The 13320-nt window shown below is 41.8% G+C and carries 11 protein-coding genes and 1 pseudogene; 5 read left to right on the top strand and 7 right to left on the bottom strand.

Annotation, left to right across the window (positions count from 1 at the left end; all coding sequences use genetic code 11):
• Positions 1 to 482: hypothetical protein (locus DFP97_RS31450; RefSeq protein ID WP_245976096.1), on the top strand; the 482-nt coding region annotated here is incomplete at its 5' end.
• 286 nt (positions 483 to 768) lie between these two features.
• Here the strand turns inward: DFP97_RS31450 and DFP97_RS10610 are convergent.
• The 3 genes from DFP97_RS10610 to DFP97_RS10595 form a co-directional block, all read right to left on the bottom strand.
• The gene (locus tag DFP97_RS10610) at positions 769 to 1215 is read right to left on the bottom strand and encodes a Dps family protein (protein ID WP_245976094.1); all 447 of its coding nucleotides are present in this window, start codon (positions 1213 to 1215) and stop codon (positions 769 to 771) included.
• A gap of 858 nt (positions 1216 to 2073) precedes the next feature.
• Complete coding sequence (locus DFP97_RS10600) at positions 2074 to 2868, bottom strand: hypothetical protein (protein ID WP_114379976.1); 795 nt, start codon at positions 2866 to 2868, stop codon at positions 2074 to 2076.
• A complete protein-coding gene (locus DFP97_RS10595) occupies positions 2861 to 3256 on the bottom strand; it encodes a hypothetical protein (RefSeq protein ID WP_220271146.1) in 396 nt (131 codons plus the stop codon). The genes DFP97_RS10600 and DFP97_RS10595 overlap by 8 nt, the downstream gene beginning before the upstream one ends.
• Positions 3257 to 3658: 402 nt before the next feature.
• On the opposite strand from DFP97_RS10595, the pseudogene DFP97_RS10590 reads away from it, so the two are divergent.
• Both DFP97_RS10590 and DFP97_RS10585 read left to right on the top strand, forming a co-directional pair.
• Positions 3659 to 4683 (top strand): annotated as a pseudogene (locus DFP97_RS10590) (catalase); the annotation flags it as partial.
• Between the two features lie 152 nt (positions 4684 to 4835).
• Entirely contained in the window at positions 4836 to 5726 is an 891-nt protein-coding gene (locus DFP97_RS10585; RefSeq protein ID WP_114380194.1) for an SDR family oxidoreductase, read from the top strand.
• Here DFP97_RS10585 and DFP97_RS31135 read toward each other — a convergent pair.
• The 3 genes from DFP97_RS31135 to DFP97_RS10570 form a co-directional block, all read right to left on the bottom strand.
• Positions 5652 to 6098, bottom strand: a complete 447-nt coding sequence (locus DFP97_RS31135; protein ID WP_245976137.1) for a hypothetical protein — start codon at positions 6096 to 6098, stop codon at positions 5652 to 5654. The two genes, DFP97_RS10585 and DFP97_RS31135, sit on opposite strands and share 75 nt — an antisense overlap.
• Positions 6099 to 6219: 121 nt before the next feature.
• Positions 6220 to 7113, bottom strand: a complete 894-nt coding sequence (locus tag DFP97_RS10575) for an AraC family transcriptional regulator (protein WP_114379974.1) — start codon at positions 7111 to 7113, stop codon at positions 6220 to 6222.
• Positions 7114 to 7678: 565 nt separating this feature from the next.
• Positions 7679 to 9199 (bottom strand): putative bifunctional diguanylate cyclase/phosphodiesterase, encoded by a 1521-nt coding sequence (locus DFP97_RS10570; protein ID WP_114379973.1) that lies wholly within the window; start codon positions 9197 to 9199, stop codon positions 7679 to 7681.
• Between the two features lie 328 nt (positions 9200 to 9527).
• Here DFP97_RS10570 and DFP97_RS10565 point away from each other — a divergent pair, with 328 nt between their 5' ends.
• The gene (locus tag DFP97_RS10565; RefSeq protein ID WP_114379972.1) at positions 9528 to 10676 is read left to right on the top strand and encodes a low temperature requirement protein A; all 1149 of its coding nucleotides are present in this window, start codon (positions 9528 to 9530) and stop codon (positions 10674 to 10676) included.
• Positions 10677 to 10719: 43 nt separating this feature from the next.
• Positions 10720 to 11415, top strand: coding sequence for a response regulator transcription factor (locus DFP97_RS10560; RefSeq protein WP_114379971.1), 696 nt, complete (start codon positions 10720 to 10722; stop codon positions 11413 to 11415).
• 704 nt (positions 11416 to 12119) lie between these two features.
• Here the strand turns inward: DFP97_RS10560 and DFP97_RS10555 are convergent.
• Positions 12120 to 13037, bottom strand: coding sequence for a helix-turn-helix domain-containing protein (locus DFP97_RS10555; protein ID WP_245976093.1), 918 nt, complete (start codon positions 13035 to 13037; stop codon positions 12120 to 12122).
• Between the last annotated feature and the right edge of the window lie 283 nt (positions 13038 to 13320).

Raw genomic sequence — 13320 nt, 5'->3', positions numbered from 1 at the left:
ACCGGAACGCCGATTTCCGTGGCCCGCGCCTCGCCGGCGGCGATGATCTTGCGGGCTTGTTCTGCTGTAATCATCTCGTATTCTCCTGTCTTTTAGGAATGGATCGGGGCCGCAACTTTTATTGGTTTTACGACGGCATTAGTTATGAAGCCCCTTGCATGCCTTATAATACTGAAACCGAGTATATCGATCAATTCTATTTTTGCTATACATTCTATCGGTTTAACGTATTGCTCAAACCAATAATTCAAGTAATCAGCGACCGACACCTCGGAAGGCGTAAACACAAGCCCTGCGTTGTTATATTCAGCAAGTGCTTTCGTCCCCGCTTCCAAAACCTCTTTCTTTGTGCGGAAACCCGCTTTTGTAATGTGCTTTCTTTTGCCGTCAACTTTCGCGCCCTCAAAGCGGTCTTCCCAGTTCGGTTTTTTGTCCGGTTTATCTTTGTTCCTATTGTCCAAAGAAAAAAAGTGTTAGACTGAGGGTTTTTGAGTTTCAAAATCGTCAGCTTTTGAAAAATAAGGTTTAGACGCCCCTGCCGCAAACGCGGCACCATCAGATGATGAAAATGGTTTTACATTTTGAATGTTTCCTAGATTTTTACATTTCCTATGCATCTTACATTCATTCCACCCGACTTCAGACGAGTTCGGCAAACTCATCCAAAATAACTTGGTAAAGCATAAAAAAAGAAGTTAAGTCGGTATGCTGCAGCATACGACTTAACTTCAATTAGAAGTGCTTAAACATAAACACCAAAGATTTCGCTTACTCAAGAAATGAATTTAGCATCCAAACATGCTTTTCCAAGGATGTATGAATAGCCAGCAACATATCTGCCGTTGTATCATCATTGAGAGATTCCGATAATGCCATCCCGCCCCTTAATTCTACAATCATTATACTAAAATCTTGAGCGATGGTTGTCACCATTTGATCCGCATTTTCTGTACCAGTTGCTTCTTTCACTGAGGAATAATTTAAATAATCTACCATTCTCGCCATTGGTAGCCCCTTAATTGCCAGTAACCGCTCTGCTAAATCATCAATATGAAGCGCAACTTCGTTGTATAATTCTTCAAATTTGAGATGAAGCGTAAAAAATTGATGTCCTTTCACATACCAGTGGTAGTTATGTAGCTTGGTATACATCACATTCAAGTTTGCAATTTGTTTATTCAACACTTCTTGCAGTGTTGCGGTAGTTGAACTCATCACATCTCGCCTCCATAATTCAATTATTTCTTTTAACATAATTTTACAAATTAATGTGTGAAAATAATCTTCGCGAACAATTCTATTTTTTTGGGTTTTGAGATCGTAAAGGCGGTACTAGAATCTGAAAACAATGTTGTCGCCAATGTTCGAAGTTCGAGAAGAAGCTCTAACCGATAAATTATGAAATCCAGCCTCTTCTATATTCCAGTAATAAATCAAACTTTTTGCTTTGCCATTTTCCCATCCTTTTCAATGTAGTTTGTAATTCTGTTAAGAATCTGAGTTTATTTCATCATGATTCCCACAGATCAGATCATCGCAGCGGATCCTTTTTGTTCCTTCCACCTTATGAGTTAACTATACCAAACTTGTTGATCTTTCACTTCGCTATAAAGTCCGAAGAATTTATTCATTTAGCTCAATCGTGCAAGTTGTGCTTTTCAATATTTCTTTGTCTTAAGACTCTGTCTTATGCTTGGCTTTTCCATGTAATAGAAAAGGTCTGAAATAAAGATTCAAGTGATTCCAGCCTCTTGTGGATTTGGAAGCGTATTGGTACGACCAGCAGTCGCAGCGGCAATAATATGGCTAGCATTAGTGGGAAGTAGGGATTTTCCATGTTAAAGGTTTCGTTTGTAAAGAACTGGTTATCAAGGGGGAGTTGAACCTTTACTGCATTTATCTTGCATCGATCGTAAGACGAATCAGGTCGATGAAATGTTATTGAAGCCCATTTTTGAATAATACCCTTCCAACTGCTCATAAACGTCCTTCTTTAGTTTCGCTAACGGTTTAGACTTTAGTCGATCCTTCAAACCAATATAGTCGCCTAGTAATCTGTTCCGTAGGTCATCCTCATCTTCGAACAGTCCTCCAAGATTCAGCAGTAACAAGGATTTGCCAAATTTCTGTATAATTTTTTAACGTCTTCACAACCGCATATGCGTCTTCGTTATGATCCTCTGTATACGTTCCTAATAGACCCAACACATCAATATTCTTTTGAATGGAAGAATGATTATCTAGTAACACCTTAACATGCTTCTCGTCAGAGATATCTTCAAGTTTGTCAAATAAAATGCTAAACCTAATGAGGGGATCCAAATCAACTTCACCGTAGGGCGTTTGATCAAGCTCATACGTTCCCTTCGTATGATTACACCCGTAGCAAGCCGGTACTAAGTTGTAGAATGACATCGCAAGGAATGGGTACGTCGACTTATCGTGGAAATGATCTAGCCGTCCAGCACGCTTTTCCTGCCGCCCCTTCGGTTTTACATTGTTAATATAGTTCCTGTTACAAAGTGGGCATACCTTGACCCCTAGGCTCTTCATAAGCCTCACTGCATTATATTTATCCGTATTGTTACCAATGTAGCGGTCAGATTTTGAAAACTTCTGCACGTACATATCGTGGAGTCCCATAATATATGGAGGATACTTGTCTGATTGACATTTGTTCACAATGATCCGCAGATCCTTAGGCCTTGCCGTGATGATGTGCTTCAACGTATAGTCAGCATCGAATTTTTCGAACCATTTTGTATAAGTCGAAGGGGGACTGTAACCTTTCTTTTTCAATTCTTTGACAATCGCATTGTAATGTTTTTCTGCCAGAACATCCTGTGTCAATTCGTAAATATTAATCATGTCTATTCGCTCCTGGTTTTTGTACCGTTCCTTCCAGCAACTCAAGCATTCGACCGGCGATAATTGGTTCGCCGACAAGCCGGATAATGGAGCGCAAATAGTCAATTTCCTCATTGCGATTGGTGAAAGAGTTGGTGGATTCCTCGCCTGATTGAACTTGAAGAGCTTTCAACCTTGTGATTGCGTCGTTAAGCTTCTGTAGAGCGAATTCGCCAATGTTCGCCTTTAAGAAGAAGCCATTCGCCAGCAAATCATGGATGTTTGCCGAAAGAGTGCTAAACCCTGCGGTTTGTCCGTCTATAACGTTCGTCCACTTCCCAATGCGTTGGAGAAAGGTAGTGCTGTAGTTGGGTAAATCCGACAGTATGAATGGAGAATGCGACGTCAACAGGATCTGTACCCTTCGTTCTGGACCATAGACTACAGACAAGAACCGAATGAGTGTATCGATAAATCGACGCTGCCACTCTGGATGGAAGTACAACTCACCTTTGCACAACGCAAAAAATCTTTTGTTAAAAATATTCCGAATACAAACTACAAAAACTCCGATTGGACAGTTAATTGATTCACTAATTGAAAATGCTGGAACATCACAACAAGACGAAATCAAAAATGTAATCACTAAATATTTTGAAAGAACAATGCCTCCAAAAACAAAAATGGTTATCTTTATTGATGATTTAGTTCGGTTATATAACTTATCTTAACTTAACCGATTGAAGCAAGCTTATTTATTCATAGTGACGATCTTATTTTTCCTGGGGAGGTTTAATGAATGGAAACCAAAATGACTTTAACTACAAGCTGTGGTGCTCCTGTTGGTGATAACCAGAATTCCATAACCGCCTGATCGCGGGGCCCAACATTGATCAAGACGTCCACCTGCTTGAAAAGCTTGCTCATTTCAATCGTGAACGAGTCCCTGAACGTGTTGTGCATGCCAAGGGAGCGGGCGCACATGGATATTTGAAGTAACGCACAATGTCTGCAACTATACAAAATCCCACTTTTTATCTGAAGTTGGTAAACGAACACCGGTATTTATTCGCTTCTCCACTGTTGCTTGCGAGTTGGGATCAGCAGATACCGTACGTGACCCACGCGGCTTTGCCTTAAAGTTTTAAACGGAAGAAGGAAACTATGATTGGGTAGGCAATAACACTCCGGTCTTCTTCATTCGGGATGCAATTAAATTTCCAGATTTCATTCATACTCAGAAATACCATCCTCAAACCCATCTGAAAAACCCCAATGCTTTATGGGACTTCTGGTCATTGTCTCCGGAATCCTTGCATCAAGTCACCATCCTGATGTCTGATCGTGGCATACCCGCTACCCTCCGTCATATGCATGGCTTCGGAAGCCATGCGTTTAAGTAGGTCAATGCGAATGGACAAGGCGTCTGGGTTAAATATCATTTTAAAACGGAACAAGGCGTGAAGAATCTGGATGTCGAGCTGGCGGCTAAGCTAGCCGGTGAAAACCCGGATTATCATATCGAAGATTTGTTTAACGCCATAGACAAAGGCGACTTCCCCGCATGGAAGCTGTATGTACAAATAATGCCGCTAGAGGATGCAAAAACGTACCGTTTCGATCCCTTCGATATAACCAAAGTATGGTCGCAAAAGGAATACCCTCTAATTGAGGTTGGACACATGGTTCTCAATCGGAACCCCGGACAATTATTTTACCGATGTTGAACAAGGGACCTTCTCTTCTGGGGCGTTCGTACCCGGCATTAAGTCTTCTCCAGATAAAATGCTTCAAGGCCGTTTATTCGCCTATTCCGATGCCCACCGCTATCGGGTCCCCCTAATCGAAACATATTTTGCAAGTTTGTTTATGGGGGTAAAAGTAAAAAAACAAAAAAACTCCTGTTAAGCTGATCAAGCAAAATGGGCACAACCAATCTACAATGGGCATAAGTTATGGTATCTCATTTTCAAGAAGGACGGGATATGATGAAGCCCATCTACGGAAGTTATACCGAGTGTGAAAGGATTCCGGTTTATTATCCGCCGCAGTATCAACCACAGCAGCCAGGCATCGAATCAATCATGATTCCAAGACCCGTTTCCGAAAATCCCGCATATGCCGGAAGCGGAAAGCTGCGCGATAAAGTGGCGATTATAACGGGCGGAGACAGCGGGATTGGAAGGGCTGTGGCGTACGCGTTCGCCAAAGAAGGAGCGGACATCGTCGTCGTCTATTACAATGAACACGGGGATGCCCAGGAGACGTTGTCAAGGATCAATCAGTTGGGTCGAAGGTGCCTCACGCTCGCCGGAGATATCGGAGAAGAATCATTTTGCGGGCATGTGGTGGAAATGACGAACCGCACTTTCGGCCGAATCGACTGCCTGGTCAACAACGCGGCGGTGCAGTTTTATCAGGAGAGCATCGAAAGCATTACGCGCGAACAGCTGGAACGGACTTTTCGAACGAATATTTTTGCGATGTTCTATCTCACCAAAGCGGCCCTCCCTTACTTGAAACCGGGAAGTACGATCATCAACTCCTCTTCCGAAACCGCAAATATCGGATTTAAAGGGATGATCGACTATTCAACGACCAAAGGCGCGATTAACACGTTTACGCGTTCCTTGAGCGTGTCGCTGATCGACCGCGGAATCCGTGTAAATGCAGTTGCTCCGGGTAGAACGTGGACGCCTCTACAACCGGCATCGCTGCCTCCGAAGCTTTATATGTCGGCCGGTTTTGATCATCCTATGAGACGGGATGCCCAGCCTTGGGAGATTGCACCGGCGTACGTCTACCTAGCATCGGGCGATTCCACTTATGTGATGGGACAGGTGATCCATGTGAACGGGGGATCGGTTTTCGGTCAATAACCGCTTCAGGGGTCCCGCCAACGTTTTAATGTTAAAATGTTGGCGGGACCCCTGAATCAAAATGATGTTTGAAGCCTTTTTGAGCATCTCACTGGTTTCAAAGAATAAGTTGTTAATTTGAAAAACGACAAGCAGGGACAGGACCACGTGTTGGTTATTAACATATATATCCCTATACGTTACCCTAATAAGTCCTGTAATAGCAGTAATGACACCTGAGAGCGGAAGCGTCAATATCATGGGTAATCCTGCCTTCGTAACTAATACTCCAGCGGCATATCCTCCAACGGATGAGATATTGATAATATGTCCAGAACGTTCTTTTCGCATAAAAGGCAGTACCGACCGGGGAACATTGAGCAAACCAAACACATTGGTTTCGAAATTCTTTTTCAATCAGCAGTGGCTTCCTCAACTGCACTCAGAAGTCCGAATCCGGCATTATTGACTAATACATCGATTCTTCCGATTTTTGAGAGCCTCTGATAGAAATCTATTCTGTTAATCTTAGCGGTTTTTTAAGCAGTGATGGAGAAATACCAAATCTCTCCTTAAATATTTTTGAAAAGTGAGATACATTTTCGAATCCCGTAGAAAAGCAGACGTCAGTTACAGAGAGTGAAGTATGAGTCAGCAGCTCTTTTGCCTTATCCAACCTACGCTTACGTATATAGTGTAAAGGAGAAGTATTATAAATTTCTTTAAACTCCCGCTTAAAGGCTGATAAGCTTCTTCCAGACAAATAGGTGAGATCATTTAAAGTTACGGGATTAAAAATGTTTTCTTCAATAACCTCCGTAATGCTTTTTCTTTCTTTCCGTTTCAATTGCAACAACTGAAAATAAAAATTTTCATTTGTGTCTGCCACATCAAACAGCAATTCAAGCAGTTTAATCTTGATAAGCCCACTACTTATTTCTTCAGGTTGTTTAAAATAAGGTTTTAGAGATTCAATATAACTAATAAGGCGGTCATTTACTGATTTAACCGATACTGCAACAAGAGCCGCGGGGTAGGAGGGCTTAAGATCGGCCATCTTGACAAACTCGTTAATTAAATCTTCCTTTAAAAAAAACATCATATAGTCGAGCAAATATTCCTCATCCTTCTCCCCCGACTTCTCATACTCGACAGTGATTGACTTCTGCAAGAGAACCATCTCATTCTTCTTTACCGTATATGACTGGTTCCCGTAGCGAACGGTATACTTACCTTTAAGTACAAACAAAAGCAAATGGTCCTCAAGAAACATGCTTCCTGTGTTATTTTGTGTGTGCGTACACGATTCTATGACAGATAACCCGTTCATTTTTAAAATACTCTGATGATATGGAGCAGTTGTCAATTCTAGAGGTACCTTTACAACCTTACTGGACCTTATAAGCAATATGATTCCTCCTTTCTATTTAAGATTTTCATTTAATGTTCTAACAAATCTAAACTGATACTTTACCGATATATAAATACCCGTAGGTCGGTAATAGCTGCCTCCATAACAGACAACTATTGACGCAGCCCTGAATTCGTTACCAGCGATCCGGGTTTTAGTCTTTTAGTCTTTTCAAGGAATTCCACTCTTACATTCATTATAACCTAAAGCGATTGATTTACCCGTCACCGCCGAGCCGCAGGAATCGAATTTTAATATATTTCTCCACTATCCTCCCGTTAACTTACAACTTTATTTACTGTGCTAATATGTTTCATTTATTGGCTCGTAAGGAGCTTGCATTCGATCGTCCAAAGGCGGGAAATCGGCTTCCCCAAGCGTCAATAACACCACAAATAAAATAAGACGATCCTGAGTAAGATAATCAGGATCGTCTTATTTTATTCCGGTGATTGATATTTTAATGTTACATTCTGGGATTCTTTACTACAACATCCCGAATTTCTTTATTTATCAGTTAAAATATAACCGCTTTTTGATTTCCCGTATACCTCATAAGCGGCTAAGCTTTCAATAAATATTCGATGTCGGAAGCCGGGAGCGCCTTGCTGTAAAGGAAGCCTTGCGCTTCATGGCATCCGCTATTTAGAAGCCATGCGTGCTGCGCACTGGTTTCCACCCCCTCCGCGATGACTTGTAGCCTCAGCTTCCGAGCTAGGGAAATAATCATCTTCGCCAACAATTTATCCCGCGGCAAATCTTTGATAAAAGCGCGATCGATCTTCAACGCGTCTACATCGAATAGCTTCAGATATTGGAGTGATGAGTACCCTGTCCCAAAATCGTCGATAGATAAGAATATCCCCATATCCTTGAATACCTTAAGATCGTCAATGATAGGTTTCGCATGGCCCATTAATGCGCTTTCCGTGATCTCAAATTCTAACAAAGACGGGCCAATCCCGATTTCGTTGAGAATGTCTTGCACCTTATCGACAAACGAAGCCTTATTAAACTGCTTGGCCGAGACATTGATCGAAGTTCGGACCGCCGGAATACCTTGCTCCTGCCAATGCTTCATCTGAGAACACACCTCACGAATCACCCATTCGCCCAGAGGTATGATAAAGCCTATCTCCTCTGCTAAAGTGATAAACTCCCCAGGGGCGACAATCCCTTCAGTCGGATGCTTCCACCTTATCAGAGCTTCTAGACCGATGATCCCACCACTCTCCAGATCGACCCTTGGCTGATATTCCAAATAAAATTGTCGATCCGCCAGCGCTTGCTCGAATTGCGACTTTAACAACAGCCTTTTGTAATCCCCTTGATCGAAGGATGGTCGAAAGACCAGGTAATGATTCCTGCCTTGATGCTTAGCCTGGTGCATCGCTTTATCCGCTTTCTTCATCAACATGCTAAGCGTCGTTCCGTCGTTCGGAAATGTACTAATCCCGGCGCTTAGTGTCACTCTGACCTCATGATCATCCAGCAGCATAGGCTGCTTGAACGCATCGATAATACGTTCTGCGACTTCGGCAATATCACCTTCCTGTTGGATGTCGCTTTGAATTACGATAAATTCGTCGCCACCCAATCGTGCTAACAGCGTATTGTTTCCAACGCTAGCGACGATGCGTTCTGCTGCTTGAAGGAGAAGCTGGTCCCCTGCGTCATGACCAAGTGAGTCGTTTACCCATTTGAAATGATCGATATCGATGATCATCAATTCGAGCGTTAGTCTTTCGTTCATATGCTGTTTGATCATGGAGACAGCCTTTTCCTTAAAGCTTCGTCGGTTGTAAAGGCCGGTCAGCCCATCGTGATAGGCTAGCAGTTTCATCTGCTGCTTCTCTTCATTTCGATTGTTGGCATGCGCCTCGAGTTCAGTCAAGACCTCCACCATTTCCATCCATCCGTAACCTTTAGTTTCCATGAGAGCTCGACGCTTCTCGTCGATTGCATCCATGATTTTGTCAAAGGGCGCCCCTTCTGCGAACATCATTAAGATTTTGTTCATTGTTTGCAAGAACTGATTTTGTTGGAAAAGCTCATCTACGTTTAGCTCCATATCTATTCTCATCTATGTCCCCCCATAACGCCTTGATTCAGTTCCGAATTCGAGAGTTCGATAAATTCTTTTCAGCATTTTATTTCTTAAGGATATGATGTATCTGATCCATGACCATTTTCGCAGCGCCAAATTCAGTGATATTTTTTTCTGTTTTCCAATCCTTTGGTTTTACTTTCCAATTAGTAAGGAGTCACACTTTTGTAAGGTGATTTCCAGGCATGGGCTAAATGAACAATAAGTTAGAACTTTGTGGAAAAGTGAACCTCGTAAAATTTCGGTATAGTAAGCTTATCAATCGACAGGAACAAACAAAAATAATAACTGGTGGTGACTCACTATGCATCAATTGCGGCGCGGAGACTCTGAAAAAGCTGATATGGAAGCCAAAGTATCCTACCTTGAACTTTTCTTTGACTTGGTATTTGTTTTCACCATTACTCAGGTAGCCCATTTAGTGATCGATGCACACTCCTTATTGGATGTGTTTAAAGCTTTATTGGTTCTGACTGTAATCTGGTGGATGTATGGAGGATATGCTTGGCTGGCAAATAATATTGGAACAGACCGATTTATTTATAGGATGCTGATGTTTTGCGGTATGGCCGGCTTTCTTATTATGGCCATTAGTATTCCATCTATTTTTAGGGCGGGTGGTGCTCCGTTCGGCATCGCTTTTCTACTTGTTACGATCATTCATATTCTTCTATTCAAACATTCACCTCATGTAACATCGATCAAAGCAATTACATACTTAGCTCCTTTTAACTTTTCAGCAGCTCTTTTGGTTCTTGCCTCCGGAATATTGAATACCTGGTATACATGGAGCTGGTGGTTGATGGTTGCAGCTGTCTTGGTTATTCTGACCGCTTCGTTTAAAAATCAAGGCGATAATTTTGTTATTAACACTCGGCATTTTGTTGAAAGGCACAGCTTGATTGTGCTCATTGCGTTAGGAGAAACCATTTTGTCCATAGGGTTAGGTTCCAGCCATTTGATAATCAAATTCACTTTATTTGTGTCTATAATTTTGAGTTTGGCCATCGTCATCACATTATGGTGGAGTTATTTTCACATGGATACGATACTGGCTGAAGATTATATGTTGCAGGCATCACTTGAGAAACGCGCTCGTCTAGCTATGCTGGCTTATTGGCATGCTCATTTAATTATGATATCTGGTATTGTCATCTCTGCTTCAGGTATCGAAGTAGCCATTAAACACCTTAACGACGAATCGGTACACTCTTTTTCATGGTACTTAAATGGCGGCATTGCCTTATACCTTGTCGGGAGCGCCATATTCAGAAGATTGGTTCACATTGGACCAGCTGGAACGAGACTTGGTGCAGCCGCTCTATCTTTATTCATTCTTATGTTCAACGCCTTCAGTTGGATGGGAACTTTACCAATGATGACAATTCAGATTTTAGTGTTAGCAGGAATGATTGTAATCGAACAACACAAGTATAAAAAATTTTCTAATTAAATTCTCAGATTACATAGTCAAGCCGGAGGAGGGCAGACAACTCATGAAGGTTTTGATCATTGAAAATGATGTCATCTTTGCCGATATGGTTCGAATGTATCTTGCCGAAGAAGACTTTACTGTACAAACCGCTTTAACGGCTCAGGACGGGCTCAGGACATTTCATTCCTTTGCACCGGATGTTGTATTGCTCGCCCTCTCGCTTCCGGATGTAGATGGGATTACGTTGTGTAAAACTTTTCGACAGCAAACGCAAACACCTATTATAGTTGTTTCTATCAATTCCAGAGCAAGTGAAATAATCAAGGCTTTTACTGCAGGGGCTGACGATTTCTTATCAAAACCCTTTGGTATGCAGGAATTGAAAGCAAGAATCATGATAGCGATCCGAAAATCAATGCAACCACCTTCTACGGAAAACGGTCCGGAAATTCCCGCAACTGTACTTTCTTCGCAATTGCAATTGGACCCGGTTCGTCGGTTTATCTCAGTCAATGGTGATATGGTTGAGACAACATTTTCAGAATTCGAACTTTTGAAGGTTTTTTATCACAATCCATATCGAGTATTCACACGCGATGAATTAATTACGATCATTCGAGGCATTGATAACCATGTTAATGAACGTTCCATCGACGTACATATTACGAATCTACGGAAGAAGATCGAGAGCGATCCCAAAAAGCCGAAATATATCCAAACGGTATGGGGTCTAGGCTATCGATTTGCAAAACCTTAAATTGTGTCAATTACAACTTAAAATTGCCCACCAATCCTTGCAAAACTCCGCCATGCATGTAAGGTCCGATGATGATATTTCTTGCATGGATTCCAACGCGTTCTTGATTTCATCCCGAACGCGTTGGCTTAATTCCCTTGCGATCTTCCGGGACGTTCCAATTATATACGAATTGGGAAGCAATAAAGCGGACACGCAACATGGGTTAGTCACACAGACCACTCTTTTAGACTTCCCGTCCGTTGGGGTGATATAGGAAAGAGTGCTCGAATCGAAGTTCTCCGACTAACACTTTGCTCGGCTCTTGAGTGGGAGAGACAAAAGCTGCTTTTTCGTATCCGATAAAAAGATATGTCCCTCCTTTGCCTGCTGTCTTTGACGTTTTCACGACTTCATCAAGCGTTTTTAATTAAGATTAACTAATTGGTAAGAAATAAGCCCGATGGATAGGCTCGGTAGGAGTAGAATAACTGCAATAGACATCTCATCTCGCTTATGTACTTACTATCCAGAATAATCTCTAAATGTTTGGAATCATCAGCAGTTCCACAATTTTTTTATTTGTTTTCTAAACACTGTACTAACAAATTTGGGAGAACGAAAGATTACCTTACAATGTATTGTCCAAGTGGAAAAGTTTGGAAGATGGGGAGAACGGATAGTCCGTGATTGCCATCCGCTCCGTCTTCGTCAAAAGATTTGAATCAGATTTTAAGGGGAGCCCCATGATTGGGCTTTTGCAGGGGTTGCTTGCATGTGGATGGAGCCACACCAAACCTCTCTTTAAACACCTTGGAAAAATGAGCCACACTCTCAAATCCTGTCGAAAAACAAATATCCGTAACGGATAAAGTGGTGTTAAGCAGCATTTCTTTCGCGATATCCAACCGGCGATTACGGATCCAGCGTACAGGTGATGTTGTATTATAGATCGCTTGGAAATCTCGTTTAAAAGCTGATAAACTTCTGCCTGATAAGTAAGCAAGATCATTTAGCGAGACAGGGTTGGTTAGATTCTGCTCCACAACCTCCGTTATGCTCTTCCTCTTTGTACGTTTGAGTAGTAAAAACTGGTATAAAAACTGTTCGTCAGCATCCGCAACATCAAACAATAATTCCAACAATTTTACTTTAATTAATCCATCCCTAATGTTATCGGTTTCCTTGAAATACAGTTTCAACGAATAGATATAAGTAATTAATCGTTCATTGACCGCTTTGACAGATACCGGTACTAACGCTGATGGATAGTTACTTTCGAGATATACCATTTTGATAAATTCGGTGAGTAGCTCTTCTTTAAGAAAGAACATCATATAGTCCAAAACATAGTCAGAACCTTCTTCTCCCGATTTCTCATATTCAACCATGATCGATTTCTGCAGCAGAACCATTTCATTCTTCCGTACAATATATTCCTGACTGCCGAATCTTACCGTATAGGTTCCCTCTAGTACAAACAAAAGCAGATGATCCTCCAAAAACATGGTTCCCTTTAAACCTTTTGTAAAGGTACAAGACTCGACAACTGTAAGTCCTTTCATCTTCAAGATACCTTGATTAAGCGGTTCTCTGGCCAGACCGTGAGGAACCTTTATTACTTTTTCGGCTCGCAAAAACAACTGTATTTCCTCCTTATTGTTCAACTGCTAGGAACGCCTCCATGGTAACAAGGACCATACTTACAAGTAGTATGATCCTACCGCCTCCACATTTATAAAATTCCACTCGTTAAGAAAATTTTCAGATGGAAAAACTAACTCTTGTGAGTTCTTCACTCAATGACCAGAGTCGCTTGGCAGCCAGCTCGTCTGCGGCCCACGGGCATACCCCGATTACTCTTGGGTTTCCTAATAATTCAATCAATCGGAACCAAAGGAGCAATATCGATATTGTATAACGATC

The organism is Paenibacillus prosopidis (genome assembly GCF_003337375.1).
Classification (GTDB): Bacteria; Bacillota; Bacilli; order Paenibacillales; family Paenibacillaceae; genus Pristimantibacillus; species Pristimantibacillus prosopidis.
The sequence above is the reverse complement of the archived record's forward strand: the minus strand, read 5'-3'. Positions and strand labels throughout refer to the sequence as shown.

Coding starts and splice junctions, on each gene's coding strand:
- DFP97_RS10610 (WP_245976094.1), bottom strand. CDS start 1,215: ATGAGTTCAACTACCGCAACACTGCAAGAAGTGTTGAATAAACAAATT.
- DFP97_RS10600 (WP_114379976.1), bottom strand. CDS start 2,868: ATGATTAATATTTACGAATTGACACAGGATGTTCTGGCAGAAAAACAT.
- DFP97_RS10585 (WP_114380194.1), top strand. CDS start 4,836: ATGAAGCCCATCTACGGAAGTTATACCGAGTGTGAAAGGATTCCGGTT.
- DFP97_RS10570 (WP_114379973.1), bottom strand. CDS start 9,199: ATGAGAATAGATATGGAGCTAAACGTAGATGAGCTTTTCCAACAAAAT.
- DFP97_RS10565 (WP_114379972.1), top strand. CDS start 9,528: ATGCATCAATTGCGGCGCGGAGACTCTGAAAAAGCTGATATGGAAGCC.
- DFP97_RS10560 (WP_114379971.1), top strand. CDS start 10,720: ATGAAGGTTTTGATCATTGAAAATGATGTCATCTTTGCCGATATGGTT.